The organism is Thalassospira sp. MIT1004, from assembly GCF_001858545.1.
GTDB classification, from domain to species: domain Bacteria; phylum Pseudomonadota; class Alphaproteobacteria; order Rhodospirillales; family Thalassospiraceae; genus Thalassospira; species Thalassospira xiamenensis.
Window position 1 is genome coordinate 49,216 of sequence record NZ_MCAO01000007.1, and the last position, 23,081, is coordinate 72,296.

General features: G+C 55.8%; 18 protein-coding genes. 8 read left to right on the forward strand and 10 right to left on the reverse strand.

Annotation, left to right across the window (positions count from 1 at the left end; all coding sequences use genetic code 11):
• The first annotated feature begins 58 nt into the window (after positions 1-58).
• The 3 genes from ftsH to BC440_RS03800 all read left to right on the forward strand — a co-directional run bounded on the left by ftsH (position 59) and on the right by BC440_RS03800 (position 4,172).
• Positions 59-1,996, forward strand: coding sequence for an ATP-dependent zinc metalloprotease FtsH (gene ftsH / locus BC440_RS03790; RefSeq protein ID WP_269451301.1), 1,938 nt, complete (start codon positions 59-61; stop codon positions 1,994-1,996).
• A gap of 13 nt (positions 1,997-2,009) precedes the next feature.
• The gene (gene folP / locus BC440_RS03795) at positions 2,010-3,125 is read left to right on the forward strand and encodes a dihydropteroate synthase (protein WP_071239553.1); all 1,116 of its coding nucleotides are present in this window, start codon (positions 2,010-2,012) and stop codon (positions 3,123-3,125) included.
• A 261-nt stretch (positions 3,126-3,386) separates the two neighbouring features.
• Positions 3,387-4,172, forward strand: coding sequence for a response regulator transcription factor (locus BC440_RS03800; protein WP_071239554.1), 786 nt, complete (start codon positions 3,387-3,389; stop codon positions 4,170-4,172).
• Between the two features lie 15 nt (positions 4,173-4,187).
• Here BC440_RS03800 and BC440_RS03805 read toward each other — a convergent pair whose 3' ends face one another.
• The gene (locus BC440_RS03805; protein WP_071239555.1) at positions 4,188-6,161 is read right to left on the reverse strand and encodes a sensor histidine kinase; all 1,974 of its coding nucleotides are present in this window, start codon (positions 6,159-6,161) and stop codon (positions 4,188-4,190) included.
• Positions 6,158-8,164: a sensor histidine kinase gene (locus BC440_RS03810; protein WP_071239556.1), complete on the reverse strand. Its 2,007-nt coding sequence runs from the start codon at positions 8,162-8,164 to the stop codon at positions 6,158-6,160. Before BC440_RS03810 ends, BC440_RS03805 begins: the two co-directional genes overlap by 4 nt.
• Positions 8,165-8,443: 279 nt before the next feature.
• Between BC440_RS03810 and glmM the strand changes: the two genes are divergently transcribed.
• From glmM to BC440_RS03825, 3 genes are read left to right on the forward strand one after another with little or no spacing between them, the layout of a single operon-like run.
• Positions 8,444-9,793 carry a phosphoglucosamine mutase gene (gene glmM, locus BC440_RS03815; protein WP_007092124.1) on the forward strand — a complete coding sequence of 450 codons (1,350 nt, stop codon included), beginning with the start codon at positions 8,444-8,446 and terminating at the stop codon, positions 9,791-9,793.
• A 50-nt stretch (positions 9,794-9,843) separates the two neighbouring features.
• Positions 9,844-10,644 (forward strand): bifunctional hydroxymethylpyrimidine kinase/phosphomethylpyrimidine kinase, encoded by an 801-nt coding sequence (thiD, locus tag BC440_RS03820; RefSeq protein WP_071239557.1) that lies wholly within the window; start codon positions 9,844-9,846, stop codon positions 10,642-10,644.
• Between the two features lie 29 nt (positions 10,645-10,673).
• Entirely contained in the window at positions 10,674-11,030 is a 357-nt protein-coding gene (locus tag BC440_RS03825; protein ID WP_071239558.1) for a hypothetical protein, read from the forward strand.
• A gap of 10 nt (positions 11,031-11,040) precedes the next feature.
• Here BC440_RS03825 and BC440_RS03830 read toward each other — a convergent pair whose 3' ends face one another.
• Entirely contained in the window at positions 11,041-11,916 is an 876-nt protein-coding gene (locus tag BC440_RS03830) for an AEC family transporter (protein ID WP_007092121.1), read from the reverse strand.
• Between the two features lie 217 nt (positions 11,917-12,133).
• Here BC440_RS03830 and BC440_RS03835 point away from each other — a divergent pair, with 217 nt between their 5' ends.
• Positions 12,134-12,778 (forward strand): HAD family hydrolase, encoded by a 645-nt coding sequence (locus BC440_RS03835; RefSeq protein ID WP_071239559.1) that lies wholly within the window; start codon positions 12,134-12,136, stop codon positions 12,776-12,778.
• Between the two features lie 16 nt (positions 12,779-12,794).
• On the opposite strand, the gene BC440_RS03840 is transcribed toward BC440_RS03835, so the two are convergent.
• Positions 12,795-14,858 (reverse strand): tetratricopeptide repeat protein, encoded by a 2,064-nt coding sequence (locus tag BC440_RS03840; protein WP_071239560.1) that lies wholly within the window; start codon positions 14,856-14,858, stop codon positions 12,795-12,797.
• A 500-nt stretch (positions 14,859-15,358) separates the two neighbouring features.
• Here BC440_RS03840 and ilvD point away from each other — a divergent pair, with 500 nt between their 5' ends.
• Entirely contained in the window at positions 15,359-17,212 is a 1,854-nt protein-coding gene (gene ilvD, locus BC440_RS03845; protein WP_071239561.1) for a dihydroxy-acid dehydratase, read from the forward strand.
• 73 nt (positions 17,213-17,285) lie between these two features.
• Here the strand turns inward: ilvD and BC440_RS03850 are convergent, their stop codons facing one another.
• The 6 genes from BC440_RS03850 to BC440_RS03875 form a co-directional block, all read right to left on the reverse strand.
• A complete protein-coding gene (locus BC440_RS03850) occupies positions 17,286-17,951 on the reverse strand; it encodes a LysE family translocator (RefSeq protein WP_071239562.1) in 666 nt (221 codons plus the stop codon).
• A 186-nt stretch (positions 17,952-18,137) separates the two neighbouring features.
• Positions 18,138-19,340, reverse strand: coding sequence for a M20 family metallopeptidase (locus BC440_RS03855; protein WP_071239563.1), 1,203 nt, complete (start codon positions 19,338-19,340; stop codon positions 18,138-18,140).
• A 51-nt stretch (positions 19,341-19,391) separates the two neighbouring features.
• Positions 19,392-20,372: a TRAP transporter substrate-binding protein gene (locus BC440_RS03860; RefSeq protein ID WP_071239564.1), complete on the reverse strand. Its 981-nt coding sequence runs from the start codon at positions 20,370-20,372 to the stop codon at positions 19,392-19,394.
• A 22-nt stretch (positions 20,373-20,394) separates the two neighbouring features.
• Complete coding sequence (locus tag BC440_RS03865; protein WP_071239565.1) at positions 20,395-21,210, reverse strand: creatininase family protein; 816 nt, start codon at positions 21,208-21,210, stop codon at positions 20,395-20,397.
• Positions 21,211-21,238: 28 nt separating this feature from the next.
• The gene (locus BC440_RS03870; protein WP_071239566.1) at positions 21,239-22,516 is read right to left on the reverse strand and encodes a TRAP transporter large permease; all 1,278 of its coding nucleotides are present in this window, start codon (positions 22,514-22,516) and stop codon (positions 21,239-21,241) included.
• Between the two features lie 9 nt (positions 22,517-22,525).
• On the reverse strand, positions 22,526-23,047 hold the full coding sequence (locus tag BC440_RS03875; protein WP_007092112.1) for a TRAP transporter small permease: 522 nt from the start codon (positions 23,045-23,047) through the stop codon (positions 22,526-22,528).
• Positions 23,048-23,081 lie beyond the last annotated feature (34 nt).

Below are 23,081 nucleotides of genomic sequence, written 5' to 3' on the forward strand. Positions count from 1 at the left end.
CGCAGGGCGATTGCGCGTCATGGCGAACACAAATTGCGATCAGTAGCTTGGAATGAATATGGGAAAAAATCTCGCACTGTGGGTTATCATAGCCATCCTTTTGGTGGCTTTGTTTAACCTGTTTCAGTCGCCATCAGGACGGAGCGGCCAGTCAACGCTGGCGTTTTCGGACTTCCTGGCCGAAGTTGACAGCGGCCAGATTTCAGAAGTTACGATCCAGGGCAACACTCTTACAGCGCAAACCCGCGATAACCGGACCGTTAGTGTTTATACCCCTGATTATCCGAGCCTTGTCGAACGTCTGAACGACAAGGGCGTTCGTATTATTGCCCAGCCGGAAGAAAGCCTGTCGCCGCTTATGAGCGCGCTGATCAGCTGGTTCCCGATGCTGCTGATTATTGGTGTGTGGATTTTCTTCATGCGTCAGATGCAGGGCGGCGGCGGCAAGGCCATGGGCTTTGGCAAATCAAAGGCCAAGATGCTGACCGAGAAATCCGGTCGGGTGACCTTTGAAGACGTAGCCGGGATCGAGGAAGCCAAGGGCGAGCTTGAAGAAGTCGTCGACTTCCTGCGCGATCCGCAGAAATTCCAGCGCCTTGGCGGTAAAATTCCCAAAGGCATGCTTCTTGTCGGACCTCCGGGTACGGGTAAGACGCTTCTGGCACGTGCGATTGCCGGTGAAGCCAATGTGCCGTTCTTTACGATTTCGGGTTCCGATTTCGTGGAAATGTTTGTTGGTGTCGGCGCATCGCGTGTGCGTGACATGTTCGAACAGGGCAAAAAGAACGCGCCCTGCATCATCTTCATCGATGAAATCGACGCCGTTGGCCGCCATCGTGGTGCCGGTCTTGGCGGCGGAAACGATGAACGCGAACAGACCCTGAACCAGCTTCTGGTCGAGATGGACGGTTTTGAGGCCAACGAGGGTGTTATCCTTGTGGCAGCAACCAACCGTCCGGATGTTCTGGACCCGGCATTGCTGCGCCCCGGTCGTTTTGACCGTCAGGTTGTTGTGCCGAACCCCGATCTTGAAGGTCGTGAACGTATTCTTGGTGTTCACGCCCGCAAGGTTCCGTTGGGGCCGGATGTTGACCTGCGCACGGTTGCGCGTGGCACGCCGGGCTTCTCGGGTGCGGATCTGGCAAACCTTGTCAACGAGGCAGCGCTTCTTGCCGCCCGTCTTGGCAAGCGTGTCGTCACCATGGCCGATTTTGAAAACGCCAAGGACAAGGTGATGATGGGGGCGGAACGCCGTTCCATGATCATGACCGACGACGAGAAGAAGCTGACGGCCTATCACGAAGGTGGTCATGCGCTTGTTGCGCTGCATACCCCGGCATCCGATCCGATCCACAAGGCAACCATCATTCCGCGCGGTCGTGCGCTGGGTATGGTGATGCGCCTGCCGGAACGCGATCAGGTTTCCAAATCCTACGAACAGCTGATTTCCGACCTGGCGGTTGCCATGGGTGGCCGCGTTGCCGAGGAAATCATCTTTGGCAAGGACAAGGTCACCACGGGTGCATCTTCGGACATCAATATGGTGACGCAGTATGCGCGCAAGATGGTGACCGAATGGGGCTTTTCGGACAAGCTTGGCAATGTCAAATATGTGGATAATCAGGAAGAAGTGTTCCTGGGTCACAGCGTTGCCCAGCACAAGAATGTGTCGGAAAAAACAGCCCAGCTGATCGATGAGGAAGTCCGTCGTTATTCCGACGAGGCCTATGTTTTCGCCAAGCGGGTTCTGACCGAGCATCTTGACGATCTGCATGTTCTTGCCAAGGGGCTTCTGGAATACGAAACCCTGTCGGGCAAGGAAATCGATGCGCTTCTGCGCGGCGAGGAAATCAACCGTGCGGGCCATTCCAATGGTGGTGGCAAGGACGCGGGCGGCGGACGCCGTTCGACGGTTCCGACCACCGGTGGTGCGCGCAAGGAAAACCCGGGTGAAGGTGGCGGGGATTTGTCCCCGGAGCCACAGCCGGGCAGCTAACTGAAAGAGACTGATGGACAAGATCGAAGGATCGGTCCTGCGAAGCCCCGCCGATGTGCGGGGCTTTGCTGATTTTGACGGACCGTTATATTACGCACCTACCGGTTTCATCGACCATGCCGATGATCCCAATACGTTACCACTTGCCGGATCGCGCCGCGGCTTTTCCGCGCTTGAAATCATCCGCCGTCGCGACGGTGGCGGTGCCGAAAGCATGATCCTGCCGTTGCTGGCCCTTGAAGGCTGGGTCCAGAATTCCGGGCGGGTGGATGAAATCAATGATGTCCTGAACCGTCTGACAACCAAACGCGCCGATTTTGCCGGGCTTGATATGGCGTCCTGTCATGTGATGGGCATTGTCAATGTCACGCCGGACAGTTTTTCGGATGGCGGCGATTACAACAGCACCGATCAGGCGATTGCGCGCGCGCGCGCCCTGGCGGCACAGGGGGCATCCATCCTTGATATCGGCGGGGAATCGACCCGGCCGGGGGCGGAAGCCGTGTCCGAAGCCGACGAGATCGCCCGCGTTGTTCCGGTGATCCGGGCCCTGGCCGAAGACGGCCATTGCGTTTCCATCGATACCCGCCATGCAAGCGTGATGGAGGCCGCGATTGAGGCTGGTGCGGCGATCATCAATGACGTGACCGGGCTTGAAGGCGATGAATGGTCGATGGAAGTCGCCGTGGCATCGGGAAGGCCCGTGATGCTGATGCATATGCAGGGCGAACCGGGCACCATGCAGGAAAACCCGCAATATGATTGTGCGGTTCTGGATGTGTATGACTATCTGCTGGACCGGATCGAAAGTTGCGAACGGGCCGGGATTGCGCGCGATCGTATCTGTGTCGATCCGGGCATTGGTTTTGGCAAGTCGCTGTCGCACAATCTGGAACTGCTATCACGTCTGGCGATTTTTCATGGGTTGGGATGCCCGGTGTTGCTGGGCACGTCGCGCAAATCATTTATCGGCAAGATTGATCCGGCAGCATCCCCGAAAGAGCGGCTGGGCGGATCGATTGCATCGGCGGTCAATGGATGGCGGCACGGTGTTCAGATGATCCGGGTGCATGATGTTCATGACACGGTTCAGTCGATTTCGGTCGCGACTGCGACATCGATGGTATAGCTGTTTTTGGCCTGCAATCTATGGATGTATAGGTTGACCGGTTTGAACAACGAATTATAAAAGGCCCGCCGTTCTGGTGCATTTTCGGGTGCCAGAATTGCGGGTCTTTTTTGGTCCGGTGAATCTGGCAATTTCTGACAGATCGTGCTTGGGGCTTGCGGATTTTACCCAATCGCCACATACCATTAAAGATAAAGAGAATTGCGATCAGGAAGATCGCGCAAATGGTTGGTTTCGTGCAAACAGCGAAGGCGAAGTTGAATGAATGGATACAGCGCGCACGCGCGCGTTGAACAGCCGGAAAAGGCTGCGGGTCAGGAAACGATGGCGACTTGTGTTTTCGTGGTCGAGGACAATGCCGATCTTAATCGGGATTTGTGCGAATACCTCGAGATGTGCGGTTTTGATGTTGTCGGTTGTGAAACCGGCGCAGCGTTTCATCGCGCGCTGAAATCCAAAACACCTGCGGCGGTCATTTTCGATATCATGCTGCCGGATGCCGATGGCTATGAATTGGCCAAATATGCGCGCGCCAACCTTGATTGCGGCATCATGATGCTGACATCCCTTGCGGGGATGGATCATCATCTTACGGGGTATAAATCCGGTGCGGATGTTTACCTGACGAAAGACAGTCCGCTTTCGGTGATCGAGGCGGCCCTGCGCCCGTTGTTGCGCCGGGTTGGCAAAAAAGATGACGATGCGGTTGAAGACCCGGAAAAAGACGGAACCTGGACCCTTGATATGCTGAACTGGACGCTGAGCAATTCGGGCGGCGGTTCTTCGACTTTGACCGCGACGGAACGCACCATCGTGCAATTGCTGGTCGAAGCAAACGGGGCGTGGCTGACACGCCCGGAAATCGTCATGGCGCTGGGCAAGGCCGATACGGCCGAAAATTGCCGTAACCTTGATACGGCGATCCGGCGCGTTCGTCAGAAAGTCCTGCGCGAAACGGGCGATGAATTGCCGGTTCGGACCGCATATGGGCGGGGCTATGCCTTTACTTCGCCCGGTATCATTGTGGGTGCTGGCGAAACCGCCTGATTGACTGTTATCCGTTCAGATGTCGAACGACCCGGTGCTGTCTTCGCATGGCAGCAACAGGCATAGCTCGATCCCGTCGGTGCCCTTGTCACGCAATTTGATCGATCCGCCATGTGCATCAACGATGCGCTGCGAGATATGAAGCCCCAGCGCATTCTGCATTGCGGTTGGCCCGATATCCTGGCGGAAGAGGGCGTCACTGATGCGCAGGATTTCCTGGTTGTTCAAATCTTTGCCGTGGCAGGGAATATCGATTTCCACCAGCCATTCGCCATTGCGACGAACAGTGATATGGATTGGAGATCCTTGGGCGTAGCGCCGTGCGGTTTCAATCAGGTTGGTGATCGCAAGCCCGACCAGTGTGGCATCGACATAGGTTTCAAGCTGTTCGGTCCCGACGCATTCCAGAGTGATTTCGGCATCGGCGCGCGATGTATCTGCGACAAAGTCCGTCAGCAGACGATTGACCGGCACCAGTTCGCGGGCCAGCGCAAAGTCACCGTCATCGATGCCATCCTTGTTGAGGAAAATATCCACCAGACGCGATAGTTTGCGTGCCTGATCCTGAATGCGTTGCAGGCGGTCGGTGACGTCGCTGCGGGCATCGCGCAGCCGAAGCAGCAGCATTTCGGAAGACCGTTGAATAACCGCAAGCGGTGTGCGGAATTCGTGCGAGAGCATGGAAATCAGTTTTCGCTGTTCCCCGACAAGCGATGTTGTTGCCGCGGTAACCCTGAGCATGTTCATGCGTTCCTTTTCGATCTGCGAAAGGCGGAAACCCATGAGGATGCCCATCGCGCACATATGGAAAAACAGTGTGAACTGATGCAGGCCAAGCCGGAACGGCGTGGCGGCAATCAACCCGGCATGGGTCAGTTGCAATAGCACGGCCCCGCCGATCGGGATCACAATGACAACCAGATAGACCCACAAAAGCCACTGCCTTGGTGCCCGGATGATCCGGTAGGCAACAATCAGGGACAGTGTCGTGAGTAACGCGGCATGCAGCGGCACGATATATGTGCCGTAAAGCGCATAAAAATCGGTGGTCACGGTTAGAGCGCAGGCAACCGAAAGCCCGCAATAGACTTTAGCGATCCGCGTGATCACAACATTCTGTTTGCCAAGATCAAGAATATAGAACCAGAGAAAAATGGAGGCAGCCGAGCCGACGACATTGGTCACCCCGACAATCAGGTCATTGGCATAGGGCCATTCGGGTTGAATGACCGCGAGCACAAGCCCGTTGACCGCGGATGCCAGTGTGCCAATCAAAATAACGCAGACACCATATGTCGCAATCGCACGATCCCGGACGAGAGAGCCCAGAACCGTGTAAACCACGCCGAGCATCAGGATGACACCGAAATAGATGCTCATTGCCCCGTCGCGGAGCGTCAGACTGGAAATAAGCTGATCGGTTGGCCAAAGTTTGGCGATCAATAACTGGGTGCTGTTCGATTTGGTGCGGATGAAAAGAGTATAATCACCTGGTTCGAGTGGCGGGAAGCGGTCGACATGCTGGCTGCCGCGGGTGGGGCGCAGGCCTGCCGGGACATGATCGCCCATATGGCTTTGCCACAGATGGCGCGATGTTCCCTGCCTGATCAGATAGGCATCGATGAAATTCATGTAGTTTGGCTGAATTTCAAGTTGCAGGGATTGTGTCAGGCCCTGCGGAACAGACAGTTGCAGCCGGTACCAGACGCTATCGCCCGTATAGCCAAAACTTGGCACGCCGGTACTTGGGGTGAAATCATCGATTGGCAGGTTCAAAACGTCATTGAGTGTCAGATCGTTTGTCCGGTCTTCAAGCCACAGAACGTGATCATGCAAATTCACAGGGGCCGCGATGTCCGGCAGAAGGGTCAGTTTGCCGACCTCCGTTGCCGTGGCCGGGGACAGCAGGGCCGTGACCGACAGCATGGTCAGTAGCGCCAGCAGAAGCCGGAAACAGAAAAGCATCGGTCTGTTTTTCGGATGACTCATGACGCATTTTCCGGGTCGGAGGCAGGTGCCGTCGGGGGATCAAGATTGGTGGTGCGCGCCGCTTCAATGTTATTTTTGGTCAGTTCGCGGTCATAGGGCAGGCGGATCAGGATGGTGGTGCCACCGTTTTCGCCGACGCTGACTGTCATGCGGCCCATATGCCCGATGATGATCCGGTTGGTGATATGCAGACCCAGACCGACGCCATGGGTGCTGCCCGATCTGTTGCCACGGTAAAATGCGTCGGCAACAAGCGACAGATCATCGGGCGAAATTCCCGGCCCATTGTCGGTGACGCGGATATAGACATTTCCATCGCTGCGGTGGGTGAAGCCGATGCGAACACTGGCATCCGGGGCATATTTAAGCGCGTTTTCAATCAGATTGCATATCGCGCGTTCGATCAGGGTTCTGTCGATGCTTGCGACGGTAAAATCCACCTCTTCCAGCTCAATGTCATGATCGGGCGTCTCGCGCTGACGTCGGAGGACAAGGTCGCGCAGGAACGGTGCCAGAACGGTTGGTCTGGGGGAAATACGGAAATTGGTGCTATCAAGTGTTTCCTTTGTCAGGAACACATTCACCAGTTCAGACAGTTGGGTCGCATTTCTGCGAATGGTTGCGATACGGCTGGTTATGGCTTCCGGGGCGTCGCGAACATGAAGCGAAACCATTTCGGCGGCGCGCTGTATAATGGCCAGTGGTGTTCGGAATTCATGGGATAGCATGGTGATGAATTCGCGCTGCTCGTCGGCGAGCTGATTGGCGCGCGTGCTGTTTTGAACGGCTGTGACGCGCTGGCTGGCAAGTGCGTATGTCCGGCCTGCCATCGCAATGCCGAGCAATAGCAGGTGCACAAGCGATGCCACCTGATAGCAGTTGCTGGTAAATCTGTTGGCCGGAACAAGGCCCATCAGCATCAGCAGATGCACGATTGCCGCAGCGGCGGGCAATCCCAATGCGACGAAATAGATCCGAAGCTTTCGCGCATCGGGCTTGGTCGCACCAAAATAGAACAGATAGCCATAGAGGATCAGCAGCACACCGATATGGAACAGGAAAAAGCTGCGCGCAAAATGGATGTACAGGTCGCTGACCGATGTCAGGGAACACAGGCTTGCAAGTGCCGCGTAAACCGCAAGAGCTGTGAATACGGTGCGCTTGTATTTGTCCAGTTCAATGATGTAGGCCCACATCATCACACTGGTCGCAAGCGAGAAGGCCGTGCCGGCACCGGTGATGGCATCACTGGCAAATTGCCATGTGCCGGACAGAAGAAGCTGGGCATAGCCAGAAATGCCCGCCGTTCCGGCAAACAGGGCCAGAACATAAAGCCCGTACCAGACAATCGCCCGGTCGCGAATCAGCAGGCCCAGCGTGAAATAGACCATGAAGCCGATTAAAAGGATGCCAAGATAAAGCCCGAACAGAAACGTATCCTGCACGTTTTCGGTGATCAGGGATGTATCGGATTTTATAGACGCATTCAAAAGCTGGGCGCTGTTGCTTGAAACGCTGATCACCAGCCAGTATTTTCCTGCCGGAAGGTTGGGCCATGCGCTTAGATGCTGGCGGCCCCGGGCTTCGGATGGGTTCGGGGGGATATGATCCCCAACGACATCGTTCCAGACGGTTATCCGTGTCTCGGCATCAAGGATCGCAAGCCTTATCCGGTTCAGATAAGGCGGTGAAATTTCAAGATAGCGTTTGAGTTCAAGCGGTTTTTCGCCGTCCTTTGTGACAAGGATCTGCATCCGGTACCAGACGGCTTCAAGCGTGTAACCGGGGCCGGTTGATCCCATAAGCGGTGTGAAATCGTCTGCCGGGAGCATGGCGACATCGGCGGCTGTTCGAACCTGCCGTTTGGTTGACAGACGTTCGATCAGCGGTGCGAGGTCAATATCATCCTGATCGGCGGAATAGGATCCGATGACAAGTTCATGAGGGCCCATATAAGCAAGGGCAGGGCGGGTCATGAAAATCATCGCGATGATGACCTGCACTATGATCCCTGTGATATAACCCTTGCGGCAACCGGTTTTCCGCAAAATGCCCCCGATTTCGGAATATTCAAACGCTTCGTATCCTAGATACCGGGTTTTAAAAGCAAGGTCATGGCTTTTATAAGCGAAGAGTAAAGGATGCGATTAACGGATCGGTTGCTTGTGAGAGGTATAATCGATCACTTGCCGGTAGCATTGCGCGGACACTTTGATATAACCGGCAGTCAGGAAAAATAACCCGCACGCCGATGTGCCGGGATGGAAGCAGAGAAGACGAGCATGAGCCGTAAATATTTCGGGACCGACGGTATTCGCGGAACCGCCAACACCGCCCCCATGACAGCCGAAGTCGCGCTTAAGGTTGGGATGGCCGCTGGCCATTATTTCACCCGTGGCGATCATCGTCATCGTGTGGTGATTGGCAAGGATACCCGTCTGTCGGGCTATATGCTTGAACCGGCTTTGGTGGCCGGTTTTACGTCGATGGGGATGGATGTGATGCTGGTCGGGCCGATGCCGACCCCGGCCGTTGCCATGCTGACCAAATCGATGCGGGCTGATATCGGCGTGATGATTTCGGCCTCACACAACCCGTTTCAGGATAACGGCATCAAGCTTTTTGGCCCGGATGGTTTCAAACTGTCTGACGAGGTCGAACTTGAAATCGAAGCCATGATGGACAGCGACATGTCGGCGTTGCTGGTGGCTGCCGACAAACTTGGCCGTGCGCAGCGCATTGATGATGCGCCGGGCCGCTATATCGAGGCGGTCAAATCATCGCTGCCGTCTTCCGTGACGCTTGAGGGGCTCAAGATCGTTCTGGATTGCGCCAATGGGGCGGCTTATTCCGTGGCGCCCAAGGTCCTGCGTGAACTTGGCGCGGATGTCATTGAAATCGGGACCAAACCGAACGGTCTTAACATCAATGCCGAATGTGGTTCGACGCATACCCAAACCATGTGCGACCGGGTGTTGGCCGAAAAGGCGGATGTCGGGATTGCCCTGGATGGTGATGCCGACCGGGTTCAGATGTGTGATGAAAAAGGCCAGTTGATCGATGGGGATCAGTTGATGGGCCTTGTGACCACCCATTGGAAACGCACCGGGCAGTTGCGCGGCAATGCCCTGGTTGCGACGGTGATGTCAAACCTTGGTCTTGAACGTTACCTTGAAAGCAATGGGTTGCGTCTGATCCGTACTAAGGTCGGGGATCGTTACGTTGTGGAACAGATGCGCGCCCTTGATTGCAATGTCGGCGGGGAACAGTCCGGGCATATCGTGCTGTCGGATTTTGCATCGACCGGTGATGGCTTGCTGGCGTCCCTTCAGGTTCTGGCGGTTCTGGCGGATCGCGATGGTCCGGTTTCGGAAGTAAGCCGCGTTTTCGATCCGCTGCCGCAAATCCTTAAAAACGTGCGTTATGTGGCGGGTTCCGATCCGCTGTCACACAGCAGTGTTGTTGATGCGATTTCCAGTGCCGAACGGGCCTTTAACGGCGATGGTCGCGTTCTGATCCGCAAATCGGGAACCGAACCGCTGATCCGTGTGATGGCCGAAGGCGATGACGCGATCAAGGTCGAACAGATCGTTGATGGCATTGTTGCCGAAATCATGGCTGTTGCGGGTTAAGGCAGCAGGACTATCTTGAGGCGAATATCAGAAGTGCTTGGAGGTCGATCATGAAAGGTCGCGTATTGATCATTGCCGGCTCTGATTGTTCCGGCGGGGCCGGAATTCAGGCCGACATCAAAACCGTGACTGTTCTGGGTGGATATGCCGCAACCGCGATCACGGCGCTGACGGTGCAAAATACCACCGGTGTTTTTGATGTTCTGGGCATTGATCCGAAACTGATCGTCCATCAGGCCGAAGTCACGATTGATGATATCGGGGCCGATGCGATCAAGACCGGTATGCTGCATAGTGTGCCGGTGATCGAAGCGGTTGCAAAATTCATCCGGGACAAAGCCGCCGATATTCCGATTGTTGTTGATCCGGTGATGATATCGCAAAGCGGATCGCGTCTTTTGAACGAAGACGCGGTTGATGCGCTGATCAAAAACATGGTGCCGCTGGCGACCGTCCTGACCCCGAATATTCCCGAGGCCGAAGTGCTTTCGGGGATGAAGATTTTGACCGAGGGTGACATGATCGAAGCCGCCCGCAAGATCGGTGAGCTGGGGGCCAAGGCGGTGCTGGTCAAGGGCGGCCATGCCGACGGCGAGCGGATTGTTGATATTCTTTGGCGGCATGATGGTGATATCGAAGGGTTTGAGGCGGATCGTATTCCGTCGGAAAACAACCATGGGACGGGTTGTTCGCTTGCCAGTGCGATTGCGACGGGGCTTTCGCAGGGCATGGGGCTTAGCGATGCGGTGGCGCGCGCGCGGGCGTTTGTGCGTGAAGCGATCCGCACGGCCCCTGATTTTGGCAAGGGCAATGGCCCGTTGAACCACGCGCATCCTGTTACTGGTGAATAGTCAGAATACAACCTCCGTCGGGATTTCTAATGGCTTTTAACATTTCACACCGTACGAAGCGCCGGTTGTTCCTGATTGCGATCATCGCATTGGTTGCCGCAACCGTGGCAGAAGAATCACGGCGTTTCATTGCCGATCAGATCTGGACGGATGATGCCGCACTCTGGGAAAAGGTGACAGCGGTTTATTATCCCGATACGCAGAAACAAACCGATATCCGTATTTCGGATGCAAGGTTTGATGACGTTGCGCAATGCCGCGAACATATTGCCAAGCTGGCAACTGAAAACGGGGATGCGGACCTGCAAAAGGGACGGTCAGAATGTGCCGTCGGGTTTTACCGCGATGGCACGGGCGAGGGCAGCTATCGCCTGATCATCGAATAGGACGCCGGACCTAAAGCACGTACCACAATAGGCCGGGCAGGGCGATGGCGGCAAGGAAGCTTGAACTGATGACCACACCGGCGACTTCTTCGGGTTCGCGGTTGTAAAGCTGGGCAAACAGATAGCAGAACACCGCAACCGGCATCGAACATTGCAGGATGACGACCCCGCGTTCGATCCCGGTAAGCCCCATGGCTTCGGAAAGGCCGACGCCAACCGCAAAGCCCATCACAAGGCGCAGCATGCTAAGTGCGGTGCTGCGTGCGAGGCTGACCGGGCGGAGGCGGGCCAGTGACACACCCAATGTAAACAGCATTAACGGAATGGTGAGCTGCCCGATCAGGTTGGTCGTGTTGTAAAGCCATGCCGGGACTTCGGTATTGGTCGCAAGGAAGCCGGTTGCAATCAGGGTTGCCGGGATGATCGGCATCTTGATGATCGATTTAAGCGAGAAACTGCCCGAAACGAACGCCACCCCGATGGTGAGCTGTAAAACTACGTAAACCGCAAAGAACGCGACCGACAGTGCCAGACCATCCTGCCCGTATGCCAGCATGCAAAGCGGCAGACCGACATTGCCGACATTCGGCCAGGTCAGCGATTGCAGATAGGTCCGCGGGGCCAGTTTGAAAACTTTCAGGATCGGCCAGCCGATCAGAACGAAAATGATGTTCGCGGCAAGGGCGGCAGTACCCATCGATACCAGCGCATCCGCACCAAGATCAACCGTGGCAAGGGCGGCAAAGGTCAGGCAGGGGGTGGCAAAATAGGTGACGATGGATGTCACCAGTCCCGTATCGAAATGTCTGCCGGACCGTGCCCAGATATAACCAAGACCCGTGGTTATGAAAACCGGCGCAAGAATGGCAAAGATATCGGCAAACATGAAATTCAGTATCCCCAGATGGCTTGGCCCCAATGGCCCCCGGGTGAAATTGTCATGACCGATAGTCGCGGGGCAAGCGAATAATGGTAATACCAGTTGGTTTTCCGCATCGCGATAAGTCGACGCAAACCTGCGTCGTGAAAACTTGTCATTCCGGATGTTGATGGTGCATGTTAGCCCGTCCATCAGCCCCAGAGACAAAAAGACAGGGTCAGGCATGAGCCCCAGAAAATACGATTTCGTTCACCGCCATTTCATTGATCCGGCTCCGCGCTGGCGCGATCAGCGCCATCCTGTGCCTGCGGTTTTTCTTGATCGTGATGGGGTGGTGAATGAAGAAGTCCATTATCTGTCAAAGATTGACGATCTTGCCCTGATTCCCGGAACCGCCACAGCCATCAAACAGCTTAATGATGCCGGTATTCCGGTGGTGATCGTGACCAACCAGTCGGCGGTGGCGCGGGGCTATCTGACCGAGGCGGGCCTTCGTGACCTGCATGAGGCGATGCTTGCGATGCTGGCGCGCGCGGGGGCATCGGTGCAGGGGATTTATTATTCGCCCTATCATCCCGACGGGGTTGAGGGATATCGCCGCGAAAGCGAATGCCGCAAACCGGGCCCGGCCATGATCCTTGCCGCGGCCGAGGATTTTGTGATTTCGCTGGGCGATAGTGTTCTGATCGGGGATCGGATCAACGATATTCGTGCCGGACGTGCGGCGGGCACCCATGCGGTGATCGTTAAGACCGGGCACGGGGCAAAGGAAACAATCTGGCCCGAGGCGGCAGAGGCGGACTTTATCGCCGATGATTTGCAGGCCGCAGTGACCGAACTTTTCGCGCGCGGTGTTCTGGCGCGCTAGGGCTGCTTGGTGATGATCATAACGCACACCAGGTTTTCCACATATCCCGGCAGGATTCTTCAAGTTCGCGCGCGGTGGCCGCACCGTTCATGGCCTTGCTGTTTTTCATCCGGTCACGCATGCCGGCCCGAATGGTGGTAAGGGCGTTGATGTCCTGTGTCAGAAGGACGGCCTTTTCGACGTAACCCTTTTGCGTTTCCGCCGTCAGCGCATCGAGCCCGATATCTGATAACAGGCAAAGCCCTGCGCGTGATGCCGGTGTTTCACCCGCCATCGTGACAAACGGAATACCGTGCCAAAGCATATCGAAATAGCGTGCGATATCGATCATCGGGAACGGGGCCAGTCCGATATCGATCCGGGCGTAAAGATCGGGTTTATCTTCGGGGCTGACCGCACCAATCAGATTGACACGATCCGTATGAAGCCCGGCCTGGCGCAGACGATCCAGCATCGTCTTTCTGGCAAAGGCATCGCCCAGAACATCATCCTGAATGACAAGGCGACTGTTCCTGACCTTGTTTAATATGCGGGCAAAGCAGTTCAGGCTGGCGTCACTGATGTTTGATAACCGGTCAAAGCAGCCAAAAGTCACGGCTTCGTCAATTGCGGCTGGAAGCAGGCTGAGCATGGCGGCATCATTCGCGCCGACATAGGCAAAAGGCCCCGATCCCAGATGCTGCACATTTTCACAAAACAGCTTGTTTTCGGCCGGTTTAGCCGGGATCGCGCGATGATGGACAAGGATGTAATCCATCTGACTGATGCCCGTCGTCATTGGTGCGATGCTGGCCTGAACCGGGGCGGCGCGATGGGCGAATACCGTGATCGGTTGATCCGTCACCGGGCCTGTCAGGTCAAACAGGATATCGACCCGGTCCTTCCGGATGCGCTCAGCAATCTGAAGCGGGCTTTGGCCGTAAACCTCGCGCCAGCCATCGGCCATGACCTGCCATGAACGGGTGGTCTGATCCGGGCGCGGGGTGGCCGAATACAGAAACAGTTCGACCTCGTTGCGGTTCAGGTGCCGGGCAACCCCCGCCAGCAGGGCAAAGGAGGCATGTTCGCAAAAATGCGGTGACAGCCAGCCGATGCGAAGCCGTTTATCGACCTGTTTGCTGTTGATAAATTTCGGTTCGGGCATTGTCGGCATGTGGCTTCGTGCCCATTGGCGGGCCTGTTTGAGATATTCGACCCCGCCGATATCGGGCAGCCTGGCAACCGCTGCCAGAAGGGCTGTGTGGGCATCCGCATTTGCCGGGTGTTTTTCCACAAGCACGGTCAGTTCGGCAATCGCACTTGCGATATCGCCGCACCGCAATTCGATATCAGCAATTTCAAGATCGATTTCGATCCTGCCTTTGGCAAGGCGCTTGGCGGTTTTAAGGATCGCAATCGCCTTGGCATATTCGCCTTGTGCCGATAGCGCCCGCCCCAGCCCGTGCAAGGCGGGGACATGACGGGGATCGATGCTGAGCGCGCGTTGATAAAGGTTTTGCGCCATGCCGGGATATCCAAGGCGCAGCGACACATCACCAACACGGCAAATCATATCTGGGGTGATCCCGGCTGCCTCGGCAGCGCGGTCAAGGGATGCGAGTGCTGCTTCTTCCTGCCCCAGTGCGTGCAATGCCTCGCCAAACAGCAAAAGTCCGTCAAAGTGATCGGGTTTCAGACCCAGCAACCGCCCCAGAAGGTCCACCGTCTGCCCGATATGGCCGCGCGGCATTTCAAGGCGTGCCAGATGATAAAGGGCGGTCGGGAAATCGCCATGATAGCTGATGGCCTGACGGAATTCGTCAATCGCCTTTTCGATCTGCCCGGCCCGTTCCAGCGCAATCGCGAAATTGCACCGCACTGCCGGGTTGGCACCAAGTCGCGGCAGGCAGCTATCAAACAGTTCAAGGGCTTCGCGGTGGCGATCAAGGCTGGTCAGAAGAGTCGCCAGAAGATGTTCGACTTCGGGGTTGCCGGGCGACAGCGACAGCGCACGACGGTAAATTTTTTCGGCCTCGTCAGGACGGTTGCCTTCGTGCGCGCTTAGTCCACGCCTGAGCAGGGTCTTGAGATCGGCCGACATCGATATGCTTTACCTCGTAAGCTGGACAGTCCTGATTGCTGTCATATCCATCAGCATGCAGAAAAAGGAACGTTCTGTCATTGCTTTAAAGCATTTCGTTCTTTGATCAAAAGAAATGATCGGGTCGGAAAAAGCATAAAAAAAACCCCGGGCCTGCGACGCAGGCCGGGGCGAGAATGGGAGTGGGAGAATCGCCTGGCGGCGATAATCACCTGTTAAGATATGGATTATGGTCGAGGTCGTCGCCTATCTAATGGGATAGGATTGCGGGTCTTTGGTGTAGGTTCGCCCCCGAGAGGTGATGGAATTCCCGAAACTTAACCCGATGAGTGAAAGTGCTGCCTTGGAAATGGTGGTTATCTTTCAGGTAGCATTCGTTCCATATGGCGCAAAAACACGAAATTTTCGGGCAAAAAACTGTCATTGGGCGCGAAGACTGTGCTAGAACCCCTAAATATGTAACAATGATAAACACCCCGCGAAGATAGAGAGGTTCGACCATGCCGGAATATCGGTCCCGTACAACCACCCATGGCCGCAATATGGCCGGTGCGCGCGGCCTTTGGCGCGCCACGGGCATGAAGGATGAAGACTTTGACAAGCCGATCATTGCGGTCGTCAACAGCTTTACCCAGTTCGTGCCTGGTCACGTTCACCTGAAAGACCTTGGTCAGATGGTGGCCCGCGAAATCGAAGCCGCCGGTGGTGTTGCCAAGGAATTCAATACCATTGCGGTCGATGACGGTATCGCGATGGGCCATGACGGCATGCTTTACAGCCTGCCGTCGCGTGAAATCATTGCGGATTCCGTCGAATATATGGTCAATGCCCATTGCGCGGATGCGATGGTCTGCATTTCCAATTGTGACAAGATCACGCCGGGCATGTTGATGGCCGCGATGCGCCTTAACGTTCCGGCGGTGTTCGTTTCCGGTGGCCCGATGGAGGCCGGGAAGGTCACCATAGATGGCAAGGAACGTCATCTTGACCTTGTTGATGCGATGGTCGAAGCCGCCGATCCGAAAATCTCGGACGAACAGGTTGCGGTTGTCGAACGGTCGGCATGCCCGACCTGCGGTTCGTGCTCCGGCATGTTTACCGCCAATTCAATGAATTGCCTGGCCGAGGCGCTTGGCCTTGCACTGCCGGGGAATGGTTCGGTGCTGGCGACGCATGCCGCGCGTCAGGAACTCTTCCTTGAAGCAGCGCGCACATCCGTCAAGCTGGCGCGTCGTTATTACGAGGAAGAAGACGTTACCGCGACCCCGCGGGGCATCGCGACGTTTGAAGCCTTTGAAAACGCCATGGCGCTTGATATCGCGATGGGCGGTTCGACCAATACGGTTCTGCATCTGCTGGCGATTGCGCGCGAGGCCGAGGTTAACTTTACCATGGCCGACATGGATCGTCTGTCGCGCCAAATCCCGCATCTGTCGAAGGTTGCGCCCTCGCATCCGCTATATCACATGGAAGACGTCCATCGTGCCGGCGGCATCATGCGTATTCTGGGCGAGTTGGAACGCGGTGGGTTGCTGCATACCGATGTGCCGACGGTTCATAGCAAAACCATGGCCGATGCCCTTGAAAAATGGGACATCCGGCGCACCAAGAACGACGCGGTGCATAAATTCTTCCGCGCCATGCCGGGTGGCATCCCGACCCAAACCGCGTTCAGTCAGGAACGGTATTGGGATGATCTTGACCTTGACGAAAAAGAAGGCTGTATCCGCGATATCGAACATGCCTACAGCAAGGATGGCGGTCTGGCGGTTCTGTTTGGCAATATGGCGGTCAATGGCTGTATCGTTAAAACCGCCGGTGTCGATGCCAGCATCCTGAAATTTACTGGTCCGGCCGTGATCTGCGAAAGCCAGGACGAGGCGGTTGCCAAGGTTCTGGGGGGCGAGGTCAAGGAAGGCGATGTTGTCGTCATCCGTTATGAAGGCCCCAAAGGTGGTCCGGGCATGCAGGAAATGCTGTATCCGACCAGCTATCTGAAATCGATGGGGCTGGGCAAGGCCTGTGCGCTTGTCACCGATGGGCGTTTTTCGGGCGGGACGTCGGGTCTTTCGATTGGCCACGTATCGCCGGAAGCCGCGGCAGGCGGGGATATCGCATTGATCGAGCCGGGCGATATCATCGAAATCGATATTCCGAACCGGTCGATCAGGATTGCGGTTGATGATGCGGTTCTGGCGGCGCGCCGTCAGGAAATGGAAGCCAAGGGCAAGGATGCCTGGAAACCGGCCAAGCCGCGCAAACGCAAGGTGACAACGGCCCTTCGTGCCTATGCCGCGCTTGCAACCAGTGCCGATCAGGGTGCGGTTCGCGATGTGACGCAGGTCGAATTTTAAGTCGTCCAAACCATAACAGCCAAAAAGCCGTCCGGTTCGCCGGGCGGCTTTTTGTTTGGGGTATCAAGAATGATCAGGGTTTGCGAAGCGTGCTGAACCCGTGTGCAAGGCTGTGGCCGAGGTTGGGCAGGGCATTGGCAATCGCCTGCACGGCAAAACCGATAAACAGAATTCCGGTGGCGCGCACGATCCAGATTTCGTGGCGCTGATACATCCGGCGCAACACGCCAAGTCCGACAATCCAGATCAGGATCAGATCGGCGATCAGAAACCCGACGGCAGAGGCCAGTAAAAGCCCCGTCATACTGTCCCAGCCAAGCGACGCTGCATCCTGTGCCAGGAGGGCTGTGAACATCGCGACCGCGACCGGATATCCCTTGGGATTGGTGATCCCGAAAATAATGCCGCGTCGCCAAGGGTTGCGAACCGTGATGGTAACCGCGCCATCGACCTTGCGCTTGGCGGTGACAGCCCGGATACCAAGCCAGAACAGGTAGACCCCGCAAATCATCGCCAGAATATCAAACACCATCGGATCAAGGACGCGCGACCCGATGATCGCCACCAGCGCCAGACTGGCCCACATGATATCCCCGGCAAAATGCCCGAACAGGAAACCGGCACTTGCCCGGCGGCCCTGTGCGGCACCAATGCCCAGCATCGCCAAAAAGGCCGGGCCGGGTGTCAGGGTATAGATGGCGGCCGCGACCATCGCCCCGATCAGCATCGATATTTCCATGATCTTCTCCCCAATGCTCAGGACAAGATTAGCGTAGATGAATTTGTTTCGGCAAAGTGATTTCCGGTATCCCGACTAAAAAAGGCCGGGTAGCGAGACCCGGCCAAGTGAAAGACAGCAATATGCTCTGGAGGCTGTCTTTTTTGTCTGGCCTAAGGGAGATTTGCCAGACAGGTGGAGTTTGGTTCAATCCGATGATGAAAGACGCAGGGCGGCGTTGGCGATCACGCGAACGGCGGTTGCGATACAGGTTTCATCAAGATCGAAATTGCTGCGATGAAGCATGGTGGCGCGATCCGTTGCTTTGGAGCCGATGCGCAGATGTGCGCTTGGAATACGCGACGAAAATTCGGCAAAATCCTCGCTACCCATAGAGCCCTGCGGCAGGCAGATGACCTGTTCATCGCCAAGGATGTCGCGTGCGGTTGCGACAACCTGTTCAAGGATCGCCGGATCGCTTTTGACCACACCAACACCTTGCAGGAATTCGACATCGATCTTTGTCCGGGTGGCGGTGCCGACGCCTTCGGCGATGCGAGTGATGGCATCCTTGGATGCGGTGCGGACGTCTTCGGAATGGGTGCGGATCGCGCCCTGAAGGGTCACCGTATCGGGGATCTGGTTGCGTGCGGTACCGCCTTCGATTTTTCCGATCGTGACCACCGCCGCGTTAAGGGGGGCGATTTCCCGGGAAACGATATTCTGGACCTGGGAAATGAACTGGGCCGCGGCAACAATGGGATCAACGGAAAGATGCGGATGTGCCCCGTGACCGGAAAGACCGGAAATCGTTACATCAAAAGGATCAGAGGACGCAAAGGAGACTTCGGGGTGCCAGCCAATCGAACCGCCCGGAAGTAGCGGCCAATTGTGATAGCCCAGCATGATATCTGGCTTGTGTTTGTCAAAGACACCATCGGCAAGCATCGCCCGTGCGCCGCCAAGGCCTTCTTCTGCTGGCTGGAACAGGACCATGGCGCGGCCTTTGAAATTGTCGCCAAGTCTTGCCAGAACTGTTGCAACACCAAGGGCGATTGCCGTGTGGGCATCATGTCCGCAAGCGTGCATGACCCCCTTGTTTTCCGAAGCAAAGGGAAGCCCGGATTCTTCGGTGATGGGGAGCGCGTCGATATCGCCGCGAATACCGATAAGGCGGCCCGCCGCCGCAGGATTGATAATGGCAGCGACACCGGTTTTTCCAAAGCCGCTGCTATAGCTGATGCCAAGATCGTCAAGGTGGCTCTGAATTTTCGCAGAAGTTCTCTGTTCCTGAAAACCCAGTTCCGGGTGGCGATGCAAATCCCGACGAATATCGATCAACTGATCGTTGATATCATCGACAATGGCATCGATCTTTCTTGCGATTTCGCTGGTGGCGCTTGGGGACATTCTTCAATCAATCCTTTTGGTGGCGGGCCGTGGTTTTAAGGGATCTCGGGGTTACTCGAGGTCCTTCTGACCGATTTCGGCAACTTTCTTGTAGACTTCCTCGCCCCACATTTTGGTGCCGAGTTCGTCACGAACCGACTGGGTTGCTTCGATGAAAGGTGCGATATCCGGGTGGGTGAAAACGATGCCGGCAGCTTCCATATCGGCGATCATTTTTTTTGTCTGCTCGGGTAGCATTTTTTCAATGACGGCATTGGATGCATCATTGGCCCGTTTCAGCAGTGCCTGATCTTCTGCATTCAGACCTTCCCAGAAGCCGTTTCCGATCATCACGTAAGCCGGTTTTTTGATGTAATCGACCATCGCGATGGATTTCTGGACTTCATAGAATTTGGCGGCATAGATGGTTTCGATCGGGTTTTCCTGACCATCGACAACGCCAGCCTGCAGGCCGGTGTAAACCTCGGCAAAGGCCATCGGGGTCGGGTTGGCACCAAGGGCGCTTAGGGATTCGACATAGTAATCACGCTCTGGCGCACGCAGTTTCAGACCTTTGAGGTCGTCAATGCTGTTGATTTCGACATTCGCGCTAATCTGGCGCGGGTTACGCGGCATGAAACCAAGAAGGCGGATTTCGCGTTCATCGATCAGCTTCTTGTTCCATTCCGCGCCGAAGTCGGTTTCAAGAACGGCGTTGTAGTTTTTCAGGTCCTTCATCAGGAAGGGGATCGCCAGATATTCAATGTCCTTGATCCCGGGATCGCCGCTGGCTGAAATCTGGGTGATACCGAGCGCAAGCTGGGTGAAAAGTTCACGCGGGGTGCCAAGTTGTTCACCGCCGTAAATCGTGACGTTGTAGCGACCGTTGGATTCTTCTTCTACGACACGTTTGAACTCAAGAGCGCCTTCATACTGGGCTTCGCCGGGATTGGCCCAGATGGAGTAACGGATTTCTTCGGCCGCATTTGCATGGCCAAGGCCAAGAGTTGCCAGACCTGCTGCAAACAGCGTTGTTGTGAGTGTTTTACGCATATTCAAAACTCCCTGATGAAGGTTAAGCGCTGACTTTTGGGTTCTGTTCGGAGAAGTGACGGATAAAGTCCGCGCAATATTCGACGAGGTAACTGACGATTTTTTCGCCTTTCCCGGCGCTCGATTGCGCCGGATCGCCCCCGGCAATGCCATTGCCGCAGCGATCGGTAACATCCACGGCAAGAGCGATTTCAACATCGCGGAAACGGACACCCGCCAGGCCGGCGGTTGGCAAACCAAGCATTTCGCCCTTGCTGTCCTCTTTGGATAAAAGGTCCATGCGCATCAGTTCCGGGAACAGATGCAGATAAACAGAGGTCAGCGGATCGCCACCATGACCGAGTGCCTTAGCCCCCATTTCCGGATGCAGTTCTTTCCACATTTCGGCCGGGATCAGGCGCCACATATTGAGGCAGGGGATCAGCAGGCCTTTTTCGCGTTTGATTTTGCGAATGACCTGATCAATCAGCGGATAGTTGCCGCTGTGACCGTTCAGGATCACGATTTTATTGATGCCGTGATCGGTGAAGTTTTCGATCATGTCGGTCAGTATGGCGCTGAAGGTTTCCGGGCGCAGCTGGATGCCGCCGGGCACCGTACGGAAATAGTCGGCATAGCCAAACGGCATGATCGGGGCGGCAATCGCACCTGATTTTTCGGCAATTTTCCCGGCCAGAACATCGGTGAGCATGTAGTCACCCATCGGGGCGACCGGCCCCTGTTCTTCCTGGGATCCCAGTGAAATCAGAATTACGGGATCTTCGCTGAGGCGTTCGCGAAATTCGATGAACGTCATGTCTTTGAGCAAGTGCTTGCGCACAGCTTTAATGGCCGTCATTTGGGGCTCCGGTATCGATTGATGGCTATCAGGAACCGAACACGATGTTCGGCAGGAACAGGGTGATCTGCGGGAAGGCCGCAAGCAAAATCACCGCGAAAAAGAGAGGGATGTAAAACGGGATCATCGCGCGCACCATTTGCGCATGCGAGATTTTGGCAATGTCCTGAGCGATGAACATCAGGATGCCAACCGGTGGCGTGGCCCCCCCGATGATGAGGGTGAAGACCATCAGAACACCGAAATGAACCGGATCGATTCCAAATTGCATGACAACGGGAACAAGGATCGGGGTCAGCACGATTTCGGCCGAAGAGGCCACCATGAACAGCCCGACAAGCACCAGAACCAGCAGAATGATCGTAAGAACGATGATTGGTTCGCTGGAAATGGTCGAAATGCCGATGCCGATGCTTTGGGGAACGTTTTCGCGTACCATAACCCAACTGAAAGCCGCCGATGCAGCAACAATCAGCAAGATGCGGCAGCTGCCCAGACCGACATCCACAAGAACCTTGCCAAGCTGGCGCAAATTCATGTGACGATACAGAAGGCCAAGTACCAGACCGTAAAGCACGGCAACTGCCGCGGCCTCGGTCGGAGAGAACATACCCAGCAGGATGCCGCCGACAATAATGACCGGAAACAGCAGGGCAGGGCCGCCCTCGACAATCGAGTTTCCAATTTCACGTATGCTGGCGCGTTCATAACGGGGATAGCCGCGTTTGCGGGCAATGAAATAGGTGAATACCATCTGGCTAAGGATGATTACCACACCGGGAATGATACCGGCGACCAGCAGGCGCCCGATGGAAACATTTGCAAGGGTGCCGTAAATCACCAGTGCAACGCTTGGGGGGATCATTGGGCCGACAAGTGCCGATGCAACGGTTACAGCGGCCGAAAAAGGCGCGGGATAGCCTTCCTTTTTCATCGCCGGGATAAGAACCGAACCAAGGGCGGTGGTGTCAGCGGTTGCCGAGCCGGACATGCCCGAGAAAATCATGCTGGCAAAAATATTGACCTGTGCCAGGCCACCGTGAATGTGACCGACCAGCGCACGCGACATATTGATGATCCTGTCCGTCAGGCGGCAAGCATTCATCAACTCGCCCGCAAGATAGAAAAACGGGATCGCCAGAATAAGGAAGCTGTCGATTGACGCCGTCATGCGCTGTGTCAGCATCCCGGCATCGATGCCGGTCAAGTAAAGATAGGCAGTGGTGGTGACGCCCATTGCAAAAGCCAGTGGCATACCGGCCAACAGCAAAACAACGAGAAGGGCGAGAATAATTGCGATTGTCATTTCTGGCCCTTACAGCATCGAGTTTTCGTCATTTTCGGTTCGCACATTGCGAAGCCGATCTGACAGGAAAAGACGGGCAAGGATGACAACAAGCATCAGTATTCCGCCAACGGTCGCGGCAAGACGCACCGTACCGGCAGGCAAGGGAAGGATGCTCATTTCCTGAAAGTTTTCGAGTTTTACAATACGAAAGCTTTTCCAGGTCATCACGCCAAGGAAGGCCAGTGCCAGAATCTGATTGGAAATGCGGATGATCTTTCTGACTTTTTCCGGCATCAGATTTACGAAAACATCGACGGAAAGATGACGTCCCTGCCAGCACACAACGGCAGCACCGATAAATGTCATCCAAACCACGAGTAATCGGCTTAGTTCGTCGCTCCATAAAAGCGGACTGTCAAAGAAGTATCGAAAGACAACCTGTGCAAGGGTCAGTGTCACAATGATTGCCAGCGTGGCGCCGGTCAGGATTTTTAGCGGAAGCGCAAGGTCAAGCCTTCGCTTCGGCAATGCCGGTTCAGTTGATTGCATCTCTAGCCTCTCCATCATGGCCCTGCGAGCTTCT

Excerpts from the sequence above, each read along its gene's own strand:
- ftsH (WP_269451301.1), top strand. The coding sequence starts at position 59 with ATGGGAAAAAATCTCGCACTGTGGGTTATCATAGCCATCCTTTTGGTG.
- folP (WP_071239553.1), top strand. The coding sequence starts at position 2,010 with ATGGACAAGATCGAAGGATCGGTCCTGCGAAGCCCCGCCGATGTGCGG.
- BC440_RS03800 (WP_071239554.1), top strand. The coding sequence starts at position 3,387 with ATGAATGGATACAGCGCGCACGCGCGCGTTGAACAGCCGGAAAAGGCT.
- BC440_RS03805 (WP_071239555.1), bottom strand. The coding sequence starts at position 6,161 with ATGAGTCATCCGAAAAACAGACCGATGCTTTTCTGTTTCCGGCTTCTG.
- glmM (WP_007092124.1), top strand. The coding sequence starts at position 8,444 with ATGAGCCGTAAATATTTCGGGACCGACGGTATTCGCGGAACCGCCAAC.
- thiD (WP_071239557.1), top strand. The coding sequence starts at position 9,844 with ATGAAAGGTCGCGTATTGATCATTGCCGGCTCTGATTGTTCCGGCGGG.
- BC440_RS03825 (WP_071239558.1), top strand. The coding sequence starts at position 10,674 with ATGGCTTTTAACATTTCACACCGTACGAAGCGCCGGTTGTTCCTGATT.
- BC440_RS03830 (WP_007092121.1), bottom strand. The coding sequence starts at position 11,916 with ATGTTTGCCGATATCTTTGCCATTCTTGCGCCGGTTTTCATAACCACG.
- BC440_RS03835 (WP_071239559.1), top strand. The coding sequence starts at position 12,134 with ATGAGCCCCAGAAAATACGATTTCGTTCACCGCCATTTCATTGATCCG.
- BC440_RS03840 (WP_071239560.1), bottom strand. The coding sequence starts at position 14,858 with ATGTCGGCCGATCTCAAGACCCTGCTCAGGCGTGGACTAAGCGCGCAC.
- ilvD (WP_071239561.1), top strand. The coding sequence starts at position 15,359 with ATGCCGGAATATCGGTCCCGTACAACCACCCATGGCCGCAATATGGCC.
- BC440_RS03850 (WP_071239562.1), bottom strand. The coding sequence starts at position 17,951 with ATGGAAATATCGATGCTGATCGGGGCGATGGTCGCGGCCGCCATCTAT.
- BC440_RS03855 (WP_071239563.1), bottom strand. The coding sequence starts at position 19,340 with ATGTCCCCAAGCGCCACCAGCGAAATCGCAAGAAAGATCGATGCCATT.
- BC440_RS03860 (WP_071239564.1), bottom strand. The coding sequence starts at position 20,372 with ATGCGTAAAACACTCACAACAACGCTGTTTGCAGCAGGTCTGGCAACT.
- BC440_RS03865 (WP_071239565.1), bottom strand. The coding sequence starts at position 21,210 with ATGACGGCCATTAAAGCTGTGCGCAAGCACTTGCTCAAAGACATGACG.
- BC440_RS03870 (WP_071239566.1), bottom strand. The coding sequence starts at position 22,516 with ATGACAATCGCAATTATTCTCGCCCTTCTCGTTGTTTTGCTGTTGGCC.
- BC440_RS03875 (WP_007092112.1), bottom strand. The coding sequence starts at position 23,047 with ATGCAATCAACTGAACCGGCATTGCCGAAGCGAAGGCTTGACCTTGCG.